Origin of the sequence: Hyphobacterium sp. CCMP332, assembly GCA_014323545.1 — a bacterium.
Lineage (GTDB): Bacteria > Bacteroidota > Bacteroidia > Cytophagales > CCMP332 > CCMP332.
Genome location: CP058647.1, coordinates 1,445,963 through 1,468,664 on the forward strand (window position 1 = coordinate 1,445,963; position 22,702 = coordinate 1,468,664).

Below are 22,702 nucleotides of genomic sequence, written 5' to 3' on the forward strand. Positions count from 1 at the left end.
ATTTTAACTCATTCTGAAATGCCCAAAGATCCTTCGATTAAAACTGTACTGTTAATTGGTAGCGGACCTATAATTATAGGTCAGGCTTGTGAATTTGATTACAGTGGTTCTCAAGCCTCTAGATCACTACGAGAGGAAGGCATAGAAGTAATTTTAATCAACTCCAATCCGGCAACCATTATGACCGACCCGGCTACGGCTGATCATATTTATCTTTTGCCCCTGGAGAAAAAATCGATTGTTGAGATTCTTAAGAAACACAAGGTAGACGCCGTACTTCCGACCGTCGGAGGACAAACGGCGCTAAATTTAGCAATGGACTGTGCCAAAGCGGGTATTTGGGATAAATACAATGTCAAAGTCATAGGCGCCAATTTTGAAGCAATTGAAACCACCGAAGACAGAGAGCAGTTTCGCTTAAAAATGAAAGAACTTGGAGTGGGCGTTTGCGAAGGTAAAACGGCCACTTCTTTTTTAGAGGGTAAAGAGATCGCCCAGGAAATTGGATTCCCCTTAATCATAAGGTCATCTTATACGCTTGGTGGGGCCGGTGGTTCTTTTGTAAATAGTTATGAAACCTTTGAAAAGGCACTCGCTGATGGGCTGCATGCCTCACCCATTCACGAAGTATTGATAGAGCAAAGTATTCTCGGGTGGAAAGAATACGAGATAGAAATTATGCGCGACAATGTCGGCAATTTCATTGTTATCTGTACCATAGAAAATTTTGACCCAATGGGTGTACACACCGGTGATTCCATTACCGTTGCCCCTGCCATGACCCTGCCCGATACGGTCTATCAAAAAATGCGTGATCTCGGTAAAAAAATGATCGATGGAATTGGCCAGTTTGCCGGAGGTTGCAATATCCAGTTTGCCGTCAATCCCGAAAACGATGATATAATTGGAATAGAAATAAATCCACGGGTATCCAGATCTTCTGCCCTGGCCTCAAAAGCCACCGGGTATCCAATTGCAAAAATTGCGGCGAAACTCGCTTTGGGTTACAATCTTGACGAACTTAAAAATCAAATTACTAAAACCACCTCCGCTTGTTTCGAACCTGCCATTGATTATGTGATAGTGAAGGTTCCAAGATGGAATTTTGATAAGTTCCCGGGAGCAGACAGACATTTGGGTTTACAGATGAAATCTGTGGGAGAAGCCATGGGAATAGGCAGAAATTTCCAGGAAGCCTTACAAAAAGCATGTCAATCGCTTGAAATTAGAAGAAATGGAATAGGTGCCGACGGGCGTGAAAATAAAAATCAGGAGCAATTGCTCGAAAGTCTGGCTAATCCAAGCTGGAATCGTCTATTTCATATATACGATGCCATGAAACTGGGTATTTCCACGCGAACCATCCATAAACTCACAAAAATTGACAACTGGTTTCTATATCAAATTGAAGACCTATTAAATTTTGAGAAAAAGCTTTCAGAGCAAAATCTTGAAGACGTAGATAAGGAAACCATGCTTGAAGCCAAACGCAAAGGCTATGCTGACCGTCAAATTGCTCATATTTTGAATTGTCTGGAAAGTGAAGTTTATAATCACCGTCAAAAGCTCGGTGTTAAAAGAGTATTCAAACTGGTAGATACCTGTGCCGCTGAATTCGAAGCCCAAACGCCCTATTATTATTCCACATTTGGCGAAGAAAATGAGTCGGTTCGATCCGATAAAAAGAAAGTTTTGGTTTTGGGTTCCGGCCCAAACAGAATTGGTCAGGGCATAGAGTTTGACTATTCCTGCGTACATGGTGTATTGGCAGCGAAAGAATGCGGCTATGAAACAATCATGATCAATTGTAATCCGGAAACGGTTTCTACTGACTTTGATATTTCTGATAAGCTCTATTTTGAACCCGTCTTTTGGGAACACATATACGAGATCATAGAACATGAAAAACCCGAGGGCGTTATTGTTCAACTCGGAGGGCAAACTGCTTTAAAACTCGCCGAAAAGCTCGACAGATATGGTATTAAAATATTTGGAACTTCCTTCAAATCGCTGGACCTCGCAGAAGATCGTGGGAGTTTTTCGACTTTATTGAAGGAAAATGATATCCCCTACCCAGAGTTCGGTTCAATCACCACTTCAGAAGAGGCGCTGGACCTTTCTAAGAAATTAGACTTTCCTTTGCTTGTAAGACCCAGTTATGTACTGGGGGGACAAAGCATGAAAATTGTCATCAATGAAGATGAACTTGAAAAGCATGTGGTTAATATATTGAGGCAGCTGCCCGGAAATAAAATTCTTCTTGACCATTTCCTCGATCGAGCCATTGAGGCGGAAGCAGATGCCATTTGTGATGGAGAAAATGTGTATATCATCGGAATAATGCAGCATATAGAACCGGCGGGTATTCATTCCGGTGATTCATACGCCGTGTTGCCGCCTTACAATCTTGGCGATTTGATTATCAAAAAAATCGAGGAGTACACCAAAAAAATTGCGCTGGAATTGAATACCGTGGGATTGATTAATATTCAATTCGCTATCAAAGACGACAAGGTTTATGTAATAGAAGCGAACCCCAGAGCATCAAGAACTGTTCCGTTTATATGCAAAGCCTATAGAGAGCCATATGTCAATTATGTGACAAAGGTCATGTTAGGTGAAGCAAAGTTGACGGATTTTGAATTTAAACCCTATAAGCACGGTTACGCAATTAAAGAGCCGGTTTTCTCGTTTAATAAGTTCCCCAATGTAAATAAGGAGCTGGGGCCCGAAATGAAATCGACCGGGGAAGCCATTTATTTTATTGATGATCTTTTCGATGATTATTTCACAAAGATCTATTCAGAACGAAACTTGTATTTAAGTCGTTAAGTTGTTATGATTTTAAAGATATTATTAGTCTTATTTCTGGTTTACTTTTTGGTTTTCCGATTTTTCGGATTGCTGATCAGACCATTTTTGTCTTTTTTATTTGCCCAACAGGCCAATCGCTACAATTCTGATACTTTTGGAAATGGAAGGTCACAAAGAACCAGGGAAGGTGAAATAAAAATTGACCATGTTCCCAATGACAAAGCCAAAAAAGGCAAAAACTTCGAGGGTGGTGAATACGTGGATTACGAAGAGTTGAAATAAGGGCTTATAGATTTTTAATTTTCTCTATTATTTGAGTAATGTCTTTATCAAGTTCTTTTAAAGATTCGGCTACAAATCCATAAAAATCTACAGATTCATCTTTTAATTCGACAATTGTATTTTCAATACTTTTCGTCGGTCAAGTATATATTGAAATTTAGCTTCAGAAACATTTCTGTGCTTCTCAAATCTTTCTATCAACTGTTTTAGATAATCATTCATCTTGATTAAAATTAGTGATTTTTTATGAAAGGAGATACTCAATTAAACTTGCAAAAAAATTCAAGTTCGCTGCTGAAAATGTGTGAGCAGGGTTTACCCTTTATTAAAAATATCATTTTTTTATTGTCATTTGGAGACTCCAAGAACTTCTGCTTTGCATTCGTCTTGGAGTGACGATGTTTTTGTTCGTCATTCCAGGATTCCGTATTGCGGAATTCTTCAAATTTCGATTGGCATTTGGAGACTCCAAAAACTTCTGCTTTGCATTCGTCTTGGAGTGACGTTCTACTGAAATATCTACTTAATCAAGTTCTTTCGCTTCAACAAGGTCTCCATCATTTTCACATCTCTGGGGCTGTTGAATACCTTAAAAGGCAAATGAATGATCTGCGCCTTGTTCATAATTAACAAATAGTGATTTTTCCCGGCTCTGGCTTTTTTAATCTGTTCCCATTTGATTGGCATTCCCTGTTTAGAGCTGATTTTTAAAAGTATTTGCTTGGGATCAATCTCATAGCTCAGCTTTTCAAAAATAAATTTCGCCTGATCCAATTGGGTCAGTCCGAAAAACTGAATCAGCCAGAACAAAAGATAAAGCGATAAACTCAGGCCGGCAATGATGTAAAACCAAATGGTATCCGGATATACGAAAGTAAGCGCCGCAATGGCTATAGCAATTAAAAATACCCACCATTGTTCTCGGAGCACATTCATCATGGCAAATTTGACGAATGTCTTTGTGGGTAATTGATATTTTTTTGTTTTGATGGTCATTTTTAAATGGCTTTTAAACTCATGTCTAAACTTTTGTATGAATGTGTAATTGCGCCCACAGAAATGTAATCTACACCAGTTTCTGCAATGGGTACAATTGTTTCTTCCGTAATTCCTCCGGAAGCTTCGGTTTGAAATTTATTAGCGATTAATGCCAAAGCTTCTTTCATCTGATTGACAGACATATTATCGAGCATTATTCGATTTACTTTTCCAACACTAACAACTTCTTTTACCTCTTCAATGTTTCTTGTTTCAATTTCAATTTCAAGATCTTTTTTAGTCTCGGAAATATATTTGTTCGCAGCCATGATAGCTGCTTCAATTCCTCCGGCAAAATCTACATGATTATCTTTGATCATGATCATATCGAATAGCGCAAAACGATGATTTGAACCTCCTCCGATTTTTACCGCCCATTTTTCAGGAATACGAAAATTAGGTGTTGTTTTTCTTGTATCCAGCAATTTTGTATTGGTGTGAGCAATTAAATCGGCCAGTTTCCTCGTCTTGGTGGCAATTGCGCTCATTCTTTGCATACAGTTCAATACAAGTCGTTCTGCTGACAAAATAGAGCGTGATTTTCCACTCACTTCAAAAGCAATATCACCGGTTTTAACTTTATCACCGTCTTTCAAAAACTTATCTATTTTTAGTTTAGGATCAATCCTCTCAAAAATCATATAGGCCAAATCCAGCCCGGCAATTGTGCCATTATCTTTGATAATCAGTCTGGCGGTATTTTTAGCATCTGCTGGAATACTCGATAAGGAAGAATGATCTCCGTCGCCAATATCCTCTCGAATCGCTTCGTCGATAAAATGTTCTATAGCAGGTTTTTGAAGGTAATTGTAAATCACGGCTGCAAATGTAAAAAAGCCGCTTCAAAAAGAATCAGAATTTGGAAACTTCGAGCTTGTGAATTTTAAATTCTTCTCTTGATCGCTTAAATCGAATGACCACCCTGAATTTAGAATTTTTTGTTTCATAGTGTCCAATGGAATAGACCAGGGATCCGTCTTTTGAAGATCCGTTATGGATAAATTTAAAGTCTACAGCGGGATTGCTAATGAAAAAATCCTTCAATACGGGCTCGGCATTTTTCTTGGTATATTTTTTCTCTAATATTATCACCTCCGAGGCATTGTCTAACATAGCGGCCAATTCCTTACTGCTCCCGGCTTTCAGCGCCGTTCGGGCATTTTCCGATTCGCTGTCCTGTGCAAATGAATCCACGCAGAGCAAAGTCAGAAACAAAACAATGGCAATATTTAATATCCTTTTTAACATATATCCTTATTCAAATATACATGAATTTTTAATCCGGCGATTAAGCAATATTTTTATAACCAGATTCCATTTTCATGAGTGTAAGCTTAATTATTGCTGTCTACAAAAGACTTGATTTTTTATCCCTTGTTTTTCAGTCCATTGATGCGCAATCCTTCAAAAATTTTGAAGTCATCATAGCAGAAGACAACAATCAGGCCGAAACCAAAATATTTATTGAAAAAGCTCAAAAGACTCATAAATTTTCAATAAAACATGTTTTTCAGGAAGATTTAGGTTTTAGGAAGAACAAAATCCTGAATGAAGCAATCCGATTAAGCAGCGCTGAAAAGCTGGTGTTCATAGATGGCGATTGTATTATTCACAAGCATTTTATCAAAAATTACAACTCTGTGATAGGTGAAGGCATTGCCCGTGCAGGAAGAAGGATTGAACTGAGTGAAAAGCATACCCTTTCCATGCTTCGTAAAGGGGAATTAATAGGTTTGGATGTTCTGTCTTTATTAATGAGAAATGCCAGGTACCCTGAAAAAGCACTTTATCTACCAAATGTTAAAAGCCTTAATTCCGGTTTTAAGCATTTGCTAGGATGCAATTGGGGCATTATGAAAAATGATTTGATGGCCATAAACGGTTTTGACGAGGACTATGAATTATCGGGTGTTGGTGAAGATTCGGATGTTGAATGGCGATTGTTGAAGGCAGGAATTAAAATTGAATCGATCATTTACAGCTGTTTGGAATACCATCTGTATCATCCTGTTCATTACAATCAGAAAATACTCGATGAAAATTTAAAAATGCTCGAACGCAAAAAAAATGAAGGAAGGGCTTTTTGTGAGAATGGCTTGATAAAATGATGTGAATTTTACCGTCTATGGTAAAAAATTACCTCCAACTAATACAATTATTGAAATTGTACCGGCTCTGAGTTAAGTTCAATAGATATTAATCTATATGAAAAAACTCTACTCATTTTTTATCCTTTCATTTTTTTATACTAGCTCGTTTGCACAGGTATTCACTCTGATAGACAGTTTTCCGGCAAGTGGCGGAGTGAAGCTCGGCCCGGATGGACATATTTATATCGGGAATTACGGCGATGGATTACCCAATGCCAATGGAACACAGATCTGGAGATATCATCTTCAGGAAGATTCACTTGAGCTCTTTGTTAGCGGCTTATCCGGCGCTTCGGGCAATACTTTTGGCCCGAATGGCAATTTTTACCAATCAAATATATCTTCCGGGGTTATTAGCAAAGTAACACCATCAGGACAGGTAAGTACTTATGCCAGCGGACTTTCCTCTCCAGTAGGAATTGTAGCCGATGATATTGGTAATTTATTTGTTTGCGAATGCGGTTCCAATGAAATTTCAAAAGTCGACACCCTGGGAAATGTTACCGTATTCAGCAGCGGATTCCTTTTTGCCTGCCCTAACGGCATAACCAGGGATGGTGATGGAAATTTATACGTTTCCAATTTCAACAATAGCGATGTGGTGAAAATAACTCTAAATGGACAGGAAAGCGCCTTAGCCTTTATTCCCGGAAATAATAACGGCCATTTAACCTATTCCTCAAAGGACTCCTGTCTATATATCGCCAGCCATGGTAGCAGCAAAATATATAAATCTACACTCAGCGGTAATGTGAGTACTATTGCAGGCAGTGGTACTCGTGGGAATGCGGACGGAAACTTAAACCAGGCTACTTTTTCACGGCCCAATGGCATTGCCATGAGTTCGAGTCAGGATACGATTTTTTTAAATTCATCCATTCCATTGACAAACGGGCCTTCATTTCCATTAAACCCTTCAAAATTGCGGGCAATTACCGGTTTTAGAACTGTAATGACCAAAGCTTCTGAAGAAGAAAAAATTGCATTTAATATTTATCCCAATCCAACGAAAGGTATTATTGAAATTACTGGTTTAGTCAAGGGAAAATACATATTGTATTTGCGATCATTAAATGGTAAAAACGTGCATGAAAGCGATCTCACGATAGAGAACAACAATGCGCATTACTACGATTTAGGTAAAGTTCAGGAGGGTTTTGGCGTCTATTTTCTGGCCATTGAAAATTCTGATTTTTTTCATTCTCAAAAAATAATACTCACAGAAATGGATTAAAAATTCATATAAATCAAATATTGATAATAATCTGAGGCTCAATTTTTTGCACTTTATCAAGAAATGATAGAACTCAATAAATACATCGAATTATTTTTATTTCTGTATTTATCCTGATAATTTTAGGTATAACCAACTTTTATACATAACATGAAAAAGGTATTACTATCAATTTTTACAGCAGCCGCAATCGTATTTACGGCCAGCGCACAAGACGAAATGTCATCCGTAATGAAACAAGAAAGCGGCAACAGAAATCTGGAAGTCCAGTTCGCTCCGCTGGGAGGTAGTCCAATTAGCATTGGCGGAATCAGATATAGAGCATTCCTTTCCGATCAAACAGCTTATAGAGCTACTATATTTATCGGATACTCTTCTGAGTCAACTATTACACAGCAAGAAAATTCCGGTGCGAGCTTAAAAGAACTTAAGGATACAGAAAGTTCTTTTACGATAAGTTTAAGACCAGGGTACGAGAAGCACTTTAATGGAACAGAAAGGTTATCTCCATATATAGGTGGTGAAATAGACTTTGCCATGCAAACCTCAAGTTCCGAAGTTCAAACACAGCCCGCTGCAGATGTTGTTTCCACAACTACAAAAGGTCAGGACGGGTTTGTAAGATTTGGTCTCAATGGTTTTGCCGGTGTGGATTATTACGTTGCAAAAAAATTATATCTGGGAACAGAACTTGGTTTTGGTTTCTCCATGACAAGTAATTCAGATATAAAAATTGAAAGCGATGCTCCCGGATTTACTGCACCAGACCCACAGAAACAAGGTAGTAGTTTAAATATCGGACCAAACGTATTGGGTCAAATAAGGTTAGGATTCCTGTTTTAAAAACAGATTATTATGACTTTAATCAAAAAAATAAAGCAAGTCCTCATTGCAGGACTTGTTTTAATTCTTCTGGTCGGGATAAATTCTTGTTCAAAGGATAGTCAAAATAATCCTTCTCCGAGTTTATCTAAAGAAGAACAACAAGCTAAAATTCTGGAAAGAATTCCGGAGGTGATTAATAGACTTCCTCAATTGGCCATAATTCATGCTGATAGCAAGGGTGATGGAAAATCCAATAAAGACGGAGGATTTAGTTTTAGTTCAGGTGGTGAAGGATTCGATTTTTCAAATCCTTCCGGCAATACCTATACAACCGAAGAGGGAGTTGTGGTAATTACCACGCCCGGATTTGGTGCCAACGCAGGAGGTGGAGTTATTACAGCAGGCGCATATACCTATGATATCTCTGCAACTTTTTGTTTATCTGCAGGAGAAGAAGGTGATGGAAGTGAAATAGCTGATGTCTTTACAGACGGAATGGATGGCGTTTCACTGGTCATTGGTGTAAGTGGAGATCTTGATTTTAATTCTGTGGACACCAATGAAGCATTTGGAGGATTAAATGCGCTGGTATTGTATGTGGTTTTTGATGATGAAGCCAGCGGGAACTATGAGGTAATCAACTTTTTCGATATCGATGAAGATACAGATGATCCTTTTTCATTAGATGGTTCTGCATATGCCTACATTATAGACTTGGAAAATGGAAAATTCTTTTTGTCCTCTGATGGCACATTACAGGTTAATGGGGGAAATATCACATTTGGAGGCGAATACCTTCAATTGGATTTTGAAGGTGATGATTTTTTCATTTCAGAAGAACCGGATGACTTCAAATTTGTAAACGGTGCCGGAACAATGGGTTGTTAGGCACGTTTTTTAAACTCAATAAAAAAACCCTGACCCCCGCAATAAATGCGGGGTCCGTCAGGGTTTAATTTTTTACAGTTGACAATTTACTGCGCTTCGCTGTATCTTCTATTCACTTCATCCCAATTGATAACATTAAAGAAAGCCGAAATATAATCGGGTCTTCTGTTTTGATAATTAAGATAATAAGCATGTTCCCATACATCCAGGCCTAATATTGGATGGCCGCCACAACCAACGCCGGGCATAAGTGGATTGTCCTGATTTGCGGAACTGCACACTTCTAATTTTCCGCCGTCTACGACACATAGCCATGCCCATCCCGATCCAAATCTTGTGGCAGCCGCATTGCTAAAGGCATCTTTAAAAGAATCAAAAGATCCGTAGTCTCTATCTATAGCCGCTGCAATAGCACCACTGGGATTTCCACCGCCTTTGGCGCTCATGATGGTCCAGAACAGAGAGTGGTTATAATGACCACCACCATTGTTGCGAACCGCTCCAACATCGGAATGTTGTTTGCAGAGATCCTCAATTGATTTATTGGCCATATCGGTATTTTCGATTGCGGCATTTAACTTGCTCACATATCCTGCGTGATGTTTGCCATGATGTATTTCCATAGTTTTAGCATCGATATGAGGCTCTAAAGCGTCAAATGCATATGGTAATTTTGGTAATTCGAAAGACATAATTGTTTGTTTTAGTTTAAAATTATTTTTTACGTAATTTTTTAAAAAATTCCTTGAGCAAAATGGAAGACTCTTCTTCCATGACGCCCTTTTTTATAAGTGTTTTTGAAGAAAATATGTTCGAATTTAAGAATTTACTGAACCCTTTCAATTCGTCATTTGCTCCATAAACAATATTTGAAACCTGCGACCAGGCCAAAGCGCCTGCACACATAATGCAGGGTTCCAAAGTTATATAAATCGTACAATCTCTGAGGTATTTCCCTCCCAATGCTGTGCTTGCCGTAGTGATCGCCAATATTTCGGCATGAGCCGTTACATCATTTAAAAGCTCGGTTTGATTGTGTGCTTTTGCGATTATTCTATTATTACATACGACTACTGCTCCCACGGGGATTTCCCCTTTTTCAAAAGCCTTTTCGGCTTCATTTAAGGCTTGCTTCATGAAGTGTTCCGGACTGTGAACACTCAACATTAAAAAATAGATTTTTTTAATCGAATCGAGTCCATTATTTGCCAGGCCGTATCCACCCATTGGTCTTTTTGATCAATCGGACATGAAAAATTAAATACCAAAACCCGATTATCCACTACAGCGTAATGAAGTAAGCTGTATTTTTTTTCAAATTTTCGGGCAAATCGCGTATCCGATTCCAATTCAAAAAAGGCCATATTGTTTTTATGCACTTTTCGGATTCCCTGATTTTTAAATTCCACCTTATCAAACAGAGCCATAATATTTGATTTTTGAAAATCCAGCAATAGTTCGAGATCGTTTCCCGACCAGAAATTATCTGAAATAGAAACACCAAATTCGGTCAGCCTGTCATCGGCAGAATACATTGCAATCGGCAACTTATAGGAGCGATAGCGCTCGACAATATCCCTTTCGGGCATTTTGTAAAAGGCCTCAGGGATTTTAACCTTGATCCCTTCGCGAACCTGAACTTTAGTCAATTTATGATGATCTCCGCTAAAAGAGGATAGTATTAAAAAGAAAAATATTGGAATGACTATTCTCATATTATCTCATTCTATCTGCAGACCTGACCAATTTTTCATCCTTTCGAATAAACCTGTTGGCTATAATATTTAAAACCATTGCAATCACGGGCATATAAAAGGCAATGCCTGGCAATACCCTTTTCCCGGGATCCAGTAAATCTTCATTTTGGTTTATAAAAACCACCATCAAAACCAATGTGGCTCCCATAAACAATGAATTGAGTGCTCCCAACTTGAGTTGTAGTAATCGGTTTTTGTATTGGAAAATTTCATAAATGGCCAGACCACATGATAGCAAAGCTAAAATTGCCACAAATGTAAAAGGGAAGTATTGCAGCGAGGCGGCTTCATTGCCCTGTTCAAAAACGGCTTTTCCAATGGCGGATAAATAAATTTTTGAAGATCCATCGAGAGCAGCTTTTTGCCAATAATTAAAACCTGTGCAGGCAGCCATCAATATGGCTATTACCGCGAGAAATATAGATTGGACTCTTTGTATCATTAATAATAATTAAACGTGTAATGCTCTGTTTTCAGTAGCGGCCAGACAAGCTTCTTTCATGGCTTCAGTATAGGTTGGGTGTGCATGTGACATTCTTGCAATATCTTCCGCGCTGGCACGGTATTCCATGGCTACGACTGCTTCTGCAATTAGATCTGCCACTCTGGGCCCGATCATGTGAACCCCCAGAATTTCATCTGTATTTTTATCGGCCAAAACTTTAATCAAACCTTGCGTGTCCATAGAAGCTCTTGCCCTTCCAAGTGCTTTCATTGGAAAGGATCCGCTTTTATATTCAATTTTCTTTTCTTTAAGTTGATCTTCCGTATAGCCTACACCAGAAACTTCAGGCCAGGTGTAAACCACGCCGGGAATTAATAAATAATTGATATGCGGCCTTTGACCTGCGATAATTTCCGCTACAAAAACACCCTCCTCTTCGGCTTTATGCGCCAGCATTGCCCCTTCTATTACATCTCCGATAGCATAGATTCCATCGACTGAAGTTTGCAGTTTTTCATTGACAGGAATCTGGCCTTTATCATTGGTTGAAATACCAATTTTATCGAGTCCCAATCCTTCGGTATATGGCTTACGACCAACCGAAACCAGACAATAGTCCCCTTTCAATTCGATGCTTTCTCCTTTAGCACTCTCGGCTTTAACAGTAACAGTCTTTCCCTTAGCACCAACTTCGGTCACTTTGTGCTTTAAGTAAAATTCAATTCCATCTTTTTTGAGAACTTTTAATAATTCCTTGCTCAGCGTACCATCCATTCCCGGAATAATTCTATCCATGAACTCCACCACAGAAACTTTAGCGCCAAGTCGTCGATAAACAGACCCCAATTCCATTCCTATTACGCCCCCTCCGATGACAATCATGTGTTTGGGTACTTCTTTTAATTCCAGTGCCTCCGTTGATGTTATAACCCTTTTTTTATCAATATCTATAAACGGAAGTGAAGAAGGTTTTGAGCCTGTAGCGATTATGGTTTTTTCGGTATTGATCTTTTGATCCTTGCCATCAGCGCCTTTAATGTTAATTGTATTTTTATCAATAAAAGAGCCGACGCCAGTGTAAACGTCTATCTTATTTTTTTTCATTAAAAATTCAATCCCATCGCATGTTTGTTTTACCACATCCGCTTTTCTGTCAATCATTTGTTTCATATTGACCTTAGGTGCATTTATATCTATGCCATGCTCTTTAAAGCTGTGAACGGCATTGTGGTAGTGTTCCGATGAATCTAGAAGTGCTTTTGACGGAATACAGCCTACATTGAGACATGTGCCCCCTAATGTTGAGTATTTTTCAATGATTGCGGTTTTAAGACCAAGTTGCGCTGCTCTTATTGCTGCAACATAACCTCCGGGACCCGAACCTATTACTGTTACCTGATATGATGACATAAAATTTGGAATCTTTAAATCTGAGAATCAAAAATACCATTCCATCAGAAATAATCAGTATTTCATTAAGAATATGAAAAGGAAATTTAAAATAAAATCATTTCAGACCTGAAATGCTATATAACACCAAAAGGCCTTCCAATGGAGGCCGATATTAGCATTTGAATAAATAAAGCTCTTTAGACTTTTAAGTCCTGGTTCTCGTTTTGAACAGGCTCTTTTTTAGCATAAGTAGGGCAAGTGTGGTATCCACATGCTGAAACAAATAAGGCTAAAAGAACGATTGCTGTTAATTTTTTCATTATCGTGCTTGTTTTCACTTGGTAAAAATAATAAGATACTGTAGACTTTTACAAAATAAATTCAAGAATTGTTCCAAATGTCGCCAAATGACATTTTAAAAATGCATTAAATTTCAAATATCCGCTAGCAAAACAACCTCAATAATAATCCCCAAATATAATTATTTAGACCAATCCTAAACTGGCATATTCGATTCGTATCTTTGCGGGATAAATTTCTTCATATGATTCATGAGATTGAAAATATAGAACTGAAATACCTTAGTTTAAATGATTATCAGGATCTTAGAAAAGCGATGATCGATGCTTATGATAGCAAACCCAATGCCTATTGGGAGGAAAAAGATATTATAAAACTAATCAATAGGTTTCCGGAAGGGCAAATCGTAATCACGGTCAACGGCCAATTAGCCGGGGGGGCATCGTCTATTATTGTTGATGAAAGCATGGTTCAGGAACCACATACATATGTGGGAATCACCGATAACTACACATTTGATACCCATAATCCCGAAGGTGACATCCTTTATGGAATTGACGTATTTATTAAAAAAGAATATAGGGGATTGCGACTTGGAAGAAGACTTTACGATTACAGAAAAGAATTATGTGAAAAGCTGAATCTCAAAGGAATCGCCTTTGGTGGAAGAATACCTAACTACCATAAATACGCCAAAGAATTAAGTCCTAAAGAATATATAAACAAAGTTAGAAATCGGGAAATTCACGATCCTGTATTGAATTTTCAACTTTCCAATGATTTCCGCCCGACAAGAATTTTAAAGAATTATCTGGAAAATGATAATGCTTCCAATGAATATGCGGTTCTTATGGAATGGGATAATATTTATTATCAGAAACCTTCCAAAAGCCCTTCGGCCACTAAAACTATCGTACGTCTTGGTTTGATTCAATGGCAAATGAGATCATACAAAGACCTTGACGAAGTAATGCAACAAGCGGAGTATTTTTTGGATGCTGTTTCGGGCTACCGCTGCGACTTTGCTTTGTTTCCTGAATTTTTCAATGCACCCCTCATGGCAGAACATAATGAAATGAGCGAAGCAGAAGCCATAAGAGCCTTGGCTTCTTATACAGAAGAAGTCGTAGAGCGTTTTTCCAAATTGGCTGTCTCCTACAACATAAATATCATCACCGGGAGCATGCCCGAAATGCGCGAAGACCATTTATTTAATGTTGGCCATTTATGTAAAAGAGATGGCAGTATAGAAAAATACGAAAAGATTCATGTGACACCTGATGAAGCAAAAGTATGGGGAACGCAAGGCGGCAAAGAATTAAAGACCTTTGATACCGACTGTGGAAAAATAGGAATATTGATATGTTATGACATTGAATTTCCGGAACTCAGCCGACTGCTTGCAGATGAAGGAATAAAAATACTTTTTGTCCCCTTCCTCACCGATACACAAAATGGTTATTCAAGAGTGCGAAACTGTGCACAGGCAAGGGCTATTGAAAACGAATGTTATGTGGCTATCGCAGGTAGTGTTGGAAATTTGCCAAAAGTTCACAACATGGATATACAATTTGCCCAGTCGATGGTTTTTACACCTTGTGATTTTGCTTTTCCGGCCAATGGCATAAAAGCTGAGGCTACTCCAAATACAGAAATGATTCTGATAGCTGATGTAGATCTGGACCTTTTGCGCGAATTAAACCAATTTGGAAGCGTGCGAAATTTGAGAGATCGAAGGACGGATGTGTTTGAGTTAAGAAAGAAGTAAGAGTTAAAAAATTGGCTTATAGGCTTTGAATAGATATATTGCTTTTTTATTTCCGAATGGAAAAGCAAATTGACAGCGTAAATCTTCATTTCAACAACGATTCTCTTCTCGCATTAAATATTTGTCTGGCCATCATTATGTATGGCGTTGCCCTGGATTTAAAAATATCAGATTTCAAACGCATTGCGAGCATTCCAAAATCTGCTTTGCTCGGAATATTTTCACAATTTATAGCGCTTCCCGCAATTACTTTTATACTTGTTTATCTGATAGAACCCATTCCAAGTATAGCTCTGGGAATGATTCTGGTTGCGGCCTGCCCCGGTGGCAATATTTCAAATTTCATGACCCATTTAGCTAAGGGAAATGCCGCTTTATCGGTTACTCTTACTGCATTTTCTACCTTATTGGCCTTTATAATGACTCCTTTTAATCTCTCCTTTTGGGCTTCTTTTTACGCACCAACAAAATTTCTTCTGACAGAAATCAGTCTTAACCCTTTTGAATTACTAAAAACCATTGCACTGATTTTGGGAATTCCACTCATCCTGGGAATGCTTACCAATGCACATTTTCCACATATTGCAGAGAAGATGCAAAAGATATTAAAACCCCTTTCGATGTTGATATTTATACTCTTTGTTGTAATTGCATTTGCCAATAATTTCGACATCTTCCTTGACTATTTCCAATATGTCGTTTGGCTTGTTTTAATACACAATGCCATCGCCCTCTTTACAGGTTATTCCGTTGCCAGCATTTTTTCTTTATCATCCGAAGATCGCAAGACGCTAACCATTGAAACCGGAATCCAGAATTCCGGACTTGGCCTGATTATTATTTTTTCATTTTTTGACGGATTAGGTGGTATGGCCATTATTGCAGCCTGGTGGGGCATATGGCATATTATTTCAGGATTAATAATTGGCTATGTTTGGTCCAGAACTAAAATAATGGCCGGCGCAGCTACATGAAAGGAATACTCTATTATATATTAAGGGCCTATGTACAATTGGGGCTTCGATTTTATTTTAGCTCATATAAAGTTTATGGGACTGAAAATATTCCTAAAAAGGGTGCAATTATTTTTACAGCTAATCATCAAAATGCCTTTCTGGATGCCCTGGTAATTGTTGGTAAAAATGAAAGAATCACTCATTTTCTGGCTAGGGCTGAAGTTTTCAAAAAGCCCTTTTTTAAATGGCTCATGTCGCTGATAAATATGATGCCTATTTACAGAATACGCGACGGGTGGAATACATTGAACAATAACGAAGAAATATTTAAGGCTTGCCATAATATTCTCGCGAGCAAAAAAGCACTTCTGATATTCCCGGAAGGTAATCATGGCTTTGAAAGACGCTTACGCCCCTTGAGCAAAGGCTTTACAAGAATTGCTTTTGGCACATTGACTGAACAGCCAGATTTGGATCTCAAAATAATTCCTGTGGGAATAAATTATCACAATCATCGGGAATTCCGAACAAGGGTATCAATTCATTTTGGCAAAGCCATTGATGTCCAACCTTTTTATACCAATTCAGATGATCACAATGCCTCTTTAAAATTAAGAAATGCAATTAGCGCTCAAATGGAAAAACTAATCGTTCACATTCCGGAAGACGAATACGATATTAAATTTTCTCAGCTAATAAAGATGAATCCCGACTTTTCAAACTTGCTGGCATGCAGGGATTTAATGGAGAACTTAAGTTCTACAGATGGTACTTCTTCTGTTGAAAAGGAAAAGCAAGGTTCATTTTTATACTATTTCTTCCGTTTCTATTATTTATTACCACTTCAGTTATGGAAAATTATTGCCTCCAGGATCAAAGATCCAGTGATGCTGGCTTCAATAAAATTTTCGATTGGTATTTTTGTGTTCCCGGTTTTTCTATTTCTGCAATCCTTTCTTGTCCAAATTATTTTTATGGAAATGTCGATATCGCTTGTCTATTTCCTTATTGGACTAATTCTCCCTCTATTAATTAATAATCGGGCTTAATCCTTAAAATGAACTCTGATTTGAGTTATTTGATTGCTTCGGTTGAATAGTTCTGCAGAGATCGATTCATTTAATTCAAGACCATCAATTTTTTCTTCCTTATTGGCTCTGATTAATTGAATGAAATCTTTTTCAGAGGATTTGCTGTATATCACAGGCACCTGACAATAAGTAAATACCAATTCTCCTGCATTGAGATTGATGGTTGACATCTCCCCTTTTACATTGAAATATTCATACAATGCGGAATGATCCAGAAACTCATTCTCATCTAAAAACTCCGGTTCAAATCTGACCCTGGAACTATTTACTTTTAGCCCGAGTTCTGCCCATCGATTGAGAATATCTTCTTTTACCTGCCCGGTCATACCCGGTTGTTGAGCTCCTTTATTTAGTGGTGTGTGTGAATAGGCATCGGTGGGAAAAGCACCGTAAAGCGAAGGCGATTTATGCAGACCTATGCCCTCCCGAACTTTGTAATAATGCTTTTTAAGCTTATTAAATTTCGAAGGCTCTTTTGTTGAATTTGCATGATCCAAATTTTCCTGAATGGCCAATAATAATTTTGAAACCATATGCCAGTATATGCTTCCAAGGCCCTCATAGCCAAAAAATGTTCCCGATCGGCCTGTAAATGCTTTGTGATTGAACAAGTCCTCATAGATGTCCAGAAAGGCGTCGAGATCCTTTTTTAGTAGTTCATCATATCCTTTGTTTTCCAGTTTTTCGAGACCATCTTTCAATGCCATGGCATTTGTGAAATTTCCGTTAAAATGGCAAATCCCATTTTTATCACAAGTCAGAATACTTCGATCATCATTTTTGATTAGCAATTGAGCAAGTTCGGAGGATCTAATAAATGAATCCGGAATATTATTCTTCTCTAAAAAACCGGGCAATTCCCGGTTTGGATAAAGTAAATAGCTGTTTTGATCTTCTCTGAATAATTGGCTTTTTTCCAGGTGATCCAACAATTGGATGACCTCAGTTGATTTTAGAAATCCGGAAGTTAATATTCCCACCTGACCTTCCAACATTTCGTATAAATGGGAAATTGAGGCCTTATTTCCGCTTAAATCAAGAAGGTTATAAGAATGATAAAGTCCGTCCTTTCTTTTGTTGGATGCAATGCTATGATCGATGTACTCTACAGAGATTTTAAAGAAATCAAGCAATGCTTCTTTTTTCACCTTACTAATTCCTGTTCCGCCAAATGCAGAATAGGCATTTTGTCTGTATTGTTCACCGGCATTACCCAAAAGATCTATAATTTGCCTTCTGTCTTGATCTGTAATCGAAGCTTTTAATAAATCTTTGTTTTGGTTTAGTATACTATATATTCCTCTGAGGAACTCAGCTATAGGTTCGTGTAATTTAATGTTTTCAGAAGCTGTGTTTTCGAATAAGTCAATACAAAACTTAGCATAGCGCCTCATATAATAAAGTGTAACCATGGAAACGCCATTCCCAACGAGTGCATTGTTTGCGTCGTTCCATTCCGGTCTTTGAGTATTAAGCCAAATACCACCTTCAGGTATAAAATTTGACATTTTTGTCAGAAATGTAAGCAGTATTTTTTCGGCCAAATTGGCCTTTATGAGTTCATTGTTAGAACCAAAAACCATTTTGCCATCGGCGCCAATTTTTTCAACTTTTTCTTCTATCAAGGCTTCTTTTTCATCATCAAAAACAATGGTGTCTTTGGGATTTCTGACGATGTCATTGTAAGATTTTATTAAATAGGGTACGTTAGCATAGACAAACATTTGTTTATCAAGCAATTCCTCTAATTCCGATTTAGAATGCCGAAAAGAAATTTCCAACAGTTTTAACAAATAAATAATTTGATGATCGCCCCAGTATCCAATATAAGACCAGGGATCATTGGGTTCAATCACCTCCCAATCTATGCCTTCACGCGTTATGCGGTAAGGATTATAGCCGTCCATGGTTGAGGCATTGAGAAATTTGGAGATCATGGAATTGATATAGCCCGGAAAAGAAACCGCCAATGCTTCCCAATTTTGAAAAATATCACGCCAATTGCCCTGATAGTTTAGGTTTTTTGATCCGTCTTCTTTTCTGGTTTCTATCGAAAATTTATTCCAGGGCCTGCTTGGATCGCCGTGTCTGCGGCTAAAAGTAAGCGGCAGATAATCGAAGACCATTCTTTCGACTTCCAAATCGCCGGTCTTTTTCGATGCTTCCAGAAGTTCAGAATAATGAATTTTATCGGGTAGCTTTTCTAAAAATGAGGTCTGCCTTTTAAATAGCTGTTTGTTTACTACTGAGAAATAGGACTTAAAATCATCACTGTTCACCAAATAGCCATCATCGAAAATACCACCTCGCATTATATTGAATAGCACATTGGTATAATGCCTGCCATCCAATAGTTTGTCATTAGTCATTTGAATACCATCGGCTGCAGCTACGAGTTTCCGGAGATATTCAGTTCCTTTTACAATGTCACTTTCAAGCTCCTCTAAAATCTCATGCTTTTTCGATCTCAAATCGTAATTGAGATCATTCACATTGGTGCTATCCTGATTCAATTCAGCAATAAATTGCCATGATACAATTTCTTCTTTTTTAAGATTGACTTTTTTATTGACAAAGTAAGCACCTGCTTCGGCTTTGACATTTGATTCGGTCTTCAAATTTTCGCCCCGACGGAAAGCATCCAATTGTTTGCCCGATAAAAGATAGTGTTCCGGATCAATTCCCGAAGACCAAACGGTAGTGGCCTTTAATGCTTCACTTGGTTCTGCCCTGTCAACAATTATTGCGCTCAACAATATCAATGCAAGCCCGGTTTGTTCTATAAGTTCATTTTTTTTATAAGCTTTGACGAGATTGCTCCTTTCATTTTGAAGACCAAATTCTACGCCATAGGGCATCAAATTTTGCAATCCGTCAAGAAAATTGACTTCAACAGTATCGTTCCCAAAATTTTCAATTGAGGATTTCTTAACGAAGCCGTACTTATCTGAAAATTGCCATGAATATTGGAATTTTAACCTTAGGTCCTCATTAATCTCTTCAAAAACAATTTTATTTCCCGAAATGCTTTTAAGAAGGTTTCGTTTTACCTTATAAAGATTTTGATATCGTTTGGAAAAAGGCTCCCACAAATACGTTTTGTCTGCAATTTTAACTCTGAAAATACTTTTCGAACCAGTAGTTTCAAATGAGTCGGAAATTTTATCATCGGTATAATAGGGAAAAAGTGAGGAGTTTTCGTTTTTTCTTCCAGCAGTTATTCCTCCTGTGCTTGAAATAAACAACCAATGGTCTGAATGACTAACAACAGTCATAAAGAATGGAGACATTTGGTCGTAATTGGAGATTTTATAAAAGGCTTCTCCACCTAATTCAACGTATTCACTATTGACCGATCTGCCTTCGTCTTTAAGGATAGGACTATTTGCGACAAACAATGATTGAGACATTTAAATTGCGATTTACCTCAGTATTTATATTTCAAACAATGTGTATTTCAAAGGATTATAAATGAATCCATTTGGAATCAAAATCTAAGGCCTGAGTTTAAATAAAATTGATTTGTCAAGCTGTCGATTTTTAATTCAAATATACCTTTTTCAAGAACCAGTTTATTGTTCATATTGACAAATGCCAATTCCCTGACGGGCAATTCAAATGTACAGGTCAAGGACTCACCGGCTTCCAAATAAATTTTCTGAAACCGCCGAAGTTGTTTGACAGCCGGTGAAATACTTGCTACCAAATCACTTGAATACAATTGAACAACCTCTTTACCATCTCTTAAACCGGTATTGCTGATTTTAACATTAACTCTAATCGTATCATCCACATTGAATGTGTCAGAATTGATTTTAAAATTTTCATATTTAAATTCAGTATAACTCAAGCCATGTCCAAATTCATACTGTGGGTCAAATCCATTGAATCCAAAACCAGCGTCTTTTTCATCCGATTTAAGATGGTCATAAGCCCATATGGATGCGGTATATTTTGGATATGTGATCGGCAGCCTGCCACTAGGGTTTTCTTCTCCGTACAGGATTCCAGCAATTGCTCTTCCACCTTCATTGCCCGGCAAATAGGCCATTAGTACTGCATCTGCCAGAGCTTCAATATCACTAATTACTCTTGGGCGTGCTTCAACCAAAACCAGAACGATCGGTTTTCCTGTTTTCTTTAATTTTCTTATCATCTCGAGTTGAACTTCAGGCATTTTCAAATCTGTAATGTCGCTTGGTTTTTCGGTAGCCGGTATTTCGCCCAGGCAGGCAATAATGACATCTGCATTCCGCGCCGCGGACAGCAATTGCGATGAATTAATATCTTCATTATAAGTAGTCCCCTGCATAAAAGTTACCTTATCATGACCTGCAATTTGACGCATGGCTTCTAAAACGGTCATCTTTTCCAAATCATTATAGGCCGTGTCTGTGCCACTCCAGGTTCTTGTCCATGCCCCGTTTAAGTAATTGATAGAATTGGCAGCTACTCCGCATAAAAAAACCTTTTTCTCTTTGTCAATAGGAAGCAGCGATGATTCATTCTTTAATAGTGTTATACTTTCAACGGCTCCCTTATAGGCTTCTTGAGCAAATTTTTCAGAACCAAAATCTTCAAAAAGTTCCTCAGGTTCCAGTGTTTTATCAAAGAGACCCATTCTTTTTTTAACTCTTAAAATTCTTCGCACAGCGTCATTGACACGACTCATGCTCACTTCACCCTCTTTTACAAGTTCCACCAGGTAATCTGAGAAGCTAGCATCATAAGGTTCCATACACATGTCCATTCCGGCATTTACGGCTATTTTGATTGCTTCTTTTTCATTGTTAGCCACCCGATGCATTTTGTAGAGATTTGTTATATCATCCCAATCGGAAATTGTAAATCCCTCAAAACCCAGCTCTCCCTTAAGTACATCGGTGATCCAATACTTGTCTGCGTGAGAAGGTACTCCATTTAAGGTTCCGGAATTTAACATGACTGTCAGTGCACCATTTTCTACGGCTTTCTGAAATGGTGGCAAATAATACTGTCGCACTATTCTTTCGGGTAAATAGGTCGGGGATCTGTCTTTTCCGTTATATGGCATTCCGTAGCCAATGAAATGCTTTAGGCAAACCGCTGATTTATCAAAATCAGAAATATCATCACCTTGTGCACCCTTGATATATGCCAGGCCCATTTCAGTGCTGAGATAGGTATCTTCTCCGAAACTTTCAAATATTCTTCCCCATAAGGGTTGTTTGCTTACATCGAGAACCGGTGCATAATTCCAGGGAATTCCAGAAGCCTTAATTTCATAAGAAGTTACAGAACCGGTTTTCTTTGCTAATTCGGTATTCCAGGTTGCCGCCAATCCGAGCTGATGTGGAAATATCGTTGATTTAGCCGTGTAATTAGCGCCATGAACGGCATCAATGCCATAAATTATTGGAATTACCAATCTTGAATTCTTTTGATTGTATTCGTGCAGAATAGAAATTATTTTTCTCCATTCGCGCATTTCCATAGGATAGCTTCCCAGATTCTGTACCGAACCTACATGTTTGTTGATTATTAGCTCGGCCATTTTTTCCGCATCGAGTTCAATGGTATCGCGATGCATCCAGAATTCACCGCGAGCCAAGGCCATCAAACTGATATTGCACATTTGACCTGCCTTCTCTTCCAATGTCATTTGGTTGACAAGAGAATCTATAAAGGCTTCCTCTGTATCAATGACATCATTCTGCTTACATGAGATTAAAAACAGAATGACATATGCGCTGACTATACAAATGAAACTCGTTTTCATTGGC

General features: G+C 38.1%; 19 protein-coding genes. 9 read left to right on the plus strand and 10 right to left on the minus strand.

The genetic code is table 11. The features are described from left to right. Positions 1–18 precede the first annotated feature (18 nt). Both carB and HZR84_06385 read left to right on the plus strand, forming a co-directional pair. Entirely contained in the window at positions 19–2,832 is a 2,814-nt protein-coding gene (gene carB, locus HZR84_06380) for a carbamoyl-phosphate synthase large subunit (protein ID QNL21577.1), read from the plus strand. Positions 2,833–2,838: 6 nt separating this feature from the next. Continuing rightward, on the plus strand, positions 2,839–3,096 hold the full coding sequence (locus HZR84_06385) for a DUF4834 family protein (protein QNL21578.1): 258 nt from the start codon (positions 2,839–2,841) through the stop codon (positions 3,094–3,096). Between the two features lie 519 nt (positions 3,097–3,615). On the opposite strand, the gene HZR84_06390 is transcribed toward HZR84_06385, so the two are convergent. The 3 genes from HZR84_06390 to HZR84_06400 are packed head-to-tail and all read right to left on the minus strand — an operon-like array spanning position 3,616 to position 5,382. After that, positions 3,616–4,092 carry a YcxB family protein gene (locus HZR84_06390; GenBank protein QNL21579.1) on the minus strand — a complete coding sequence of 159 codons (477 nt, stop codon included), beginning with the start codon at positions 4,090–4,092 and terminating at the stop codon, positions 3,616–3,618. 2 nt (positions 4,093–4,094) lie between these two features. Beyond that, the gene (nadC, locus tag HZR84_06395) at positions 4,095–4,952 is read right to left on the minus strand and encodes a carboxylating nicotinate-nucleotide diphosphorylase (GenBank protein QNL21580.1); all 858 of its coding nucleotides are present in this window, start codon (positions 4,950–4,952) and stop codon (positions 4,095–4,097) included. A 34-nt stretch (positions 4,953–4,986) separates the two neighbouring features. Further along, positions 4,987–5,382, minus strand: a complete 396-nt coding sequence (locus HZR84_06400) for a DUF4783 domain-containing protein (GenBank protein QNL21581.1) — start codon at positions 5,380–5,382, stop codon at positions 4,987–4,989. Positions 5,383–5,456: 74 nt separating this feature from the next. Between HZR84_06400 and HZR84_06405 the strand changes: the two genes are divergently transcribed. From HZR84_06405 to HZR84_06420, 4 genes are all read left to right on the plus strand, one after another. After that, positions 5,457–6,242, plus strand: coding sequence for a glycosyltransferase (locus HZR84_06405; GenBank protein QNL21582.1), 786 nt, complete (start codon positions 5,457–5,459; stop codon positions 6,240–6,242). Positions 6,243–6,339: 97 nt separating this feature from the next. Beyond that, positions 6,340–7,518: a T9SS type A sorting domain-containing protein gene (locus HZR84_06410; GenBank protein ID QNL21583.1), complete on the plus strand. Its 1,179-nt coding sequence runs from the start codon at positions 6,340–6,342 to the stop codon at positions 7,516–7,518. 150 nt (positions 7,519–7,668) lie between these two features. Continuing rightward, positions 7,669–8,361: a hypothetical protein gene (locus HZR84_06415; GenBank protein ID QNL21584.1), complete on the plus strand. Its 693-nt coding sequence runs from the start codon at positions 7,669–7,671 to the stop codon at positions 8,359–8,361. A gap of 12 nt (positions 8,362–8,373) precedes the next feature. Further along, positions 8,374–9,231: a hypothetical protein gene (locus HZR84_06420; GenBank protein ID QNL21585.1), complete on the plus strand. Its 858-nt coding sequence runs from the start codon at positions 8,374–8,376 to the stop codon at positions 9,229–9,231. Positions 9,232–9,317: 86 nt separating this feature from the next. Here the strand turns inward: HZR84_06420 and HZR84_06425 are convergent, their stop codons facing one another. Genes HZR84_06425 through lpdA form a run of 5 tightly spaced genes read right to left on the minus strand, consistent with a single transcriptional unit; the run spans position 9,318 to position 12,843 of the window. After that, positions 9,318–9,926, minus strand: a complete 609-nt coding sequence (locus HZR84_06425; GenBank protein QNL23205.1) for a superoxide dismutase — start codon at positions 9,924–9,926, stop codon at positions 9,318–9,320. Positions 9,927–9,945: 19 nt separating this feature from the next. Then, a complete protein-coding gene (locus HZR84_06430; GenBank protein ID QNL21586.1) occupies positions 9,946–10,398 on the minus strand; it encodes a nucleoside deaminase in 453 nt (150 codons plus the stop codon). Beyond that, positions 10,398–10,946 carry a hypothetical protein gene (locus HZR84_06435; protein QNL21587.1) on the minus strand — a complete coding sequence of 183 codons (549 nt, stop codon included), beginning with the start codon at positions 10,944–10,946 and terminating at the stop codon, positions 10,398–10,400. Before HZR84_06435 ends, HZR84_06430 begins: the two co-directional genes overlap by 1 nt. Before the next feature lies 1 nt (position 10,947). Beyond that, positions 10,948–11,430, minus strand: coding sequence for a DUF4293 domain-containing protein (locus tag HZR84_06440; protein QNL21588.1), 483 nt, complete (start codon positions 11,428–11,430; stop codon positions 10,948–10,950). A gap of 9 nt (positions 11,431–11,439) precedes the next feature. Continuing rightward, on the minus strand, positions 11,440–12,843 hold the full coding sequence (lpdA, locus tag HZR84_06445) for a dihydrolipoyl dehydrogenase (GenBank protein QNL21589.1): 1,404 nt from the start codon (positions 12,841–12,843) through the stop codon (positions 11,440–11,442). Positions 12,844–13,369: 526 nt separating this feature from the next. Here lpdA and HZR84_06450 point away from each other — a divergent pair. From HZR84_06450 to HZR84_06460, 3 genes are read left to right on the plus strand one after another with little or no spacing between them, the layout of a single operon-like run. Next, complete coding sequence (locus HZR84_06450) at positions 13,370–14,893, plus strand: bifunctional GNAT family N-acetyltransferase/carbon-nitrogen hydrolase family protein (GenBank protein ID QNL21590.1); 1,524 nt, start codon at positions 13,370–13,372, stop codon at positions 14,891–14,893. Between the two features lie 56 nt (positions 14,894–14,949). Continuing rightward, positions 14,950–15,867, plus strand: a complete 918-nt coding sequence (locus HZR84_06455) for a bile acid:sodium symporter family protein (GenBank protein QNL21591.1) — start codon at positions 14,950–14,952, stop codon at positions 15,865–15,867. After that, complete coding sequence (locus HZR84_06460; protein ID QNL21592.1) at positions 15,864–16,898, plus strand: 1-acyl-sn-glycerol-3-phosphate acyltransferase; 1,035 nt, start codon at positions 15,864–15,866, stop codon at positions 16,896–16,898. Before HZR84_06455 ends, HZR84_06460 begins: the two co-directional genes overlap by 4 nt. On the opposite strand, the gene HZR84_06465 is transcribed toward HZR84_06460, so the two are convergent. Both HZR84_06465 and HZR84_06470 read right to left on the minus strand, forming a co-directional pair. Further along, the gene (locus HZR84_06465; GenBank protein ID QNL21593.1) at positions 16,895–20,350 is read right to left on the minus strand and encodes a hypothetical protein; all 3,456 of its coding nucleotides are present in this window, start codon (positions 20,348–20,350) and stop codon (positions 16,895–16,897) included. The two genes, HZR84_06460 and HZR84_06465, sit on opposite strands and share 4 nt — an antisense overlap. Before the next feature lie 77 nt (positions 20,351–20,427). Beyond that, a complete protein-coding gene (locus HZR84_06470; protein QNL21594.1) occupies positions 20,428–22,698 on the minus strand; it encodes a glycoside hydrolase family 3 C-terminal domain-containing protein in 2,271 nt (756 codons plus the stop codon). Between the last annotated feature and the right edge of the window lie 4 nt (positions 22,699–22,702).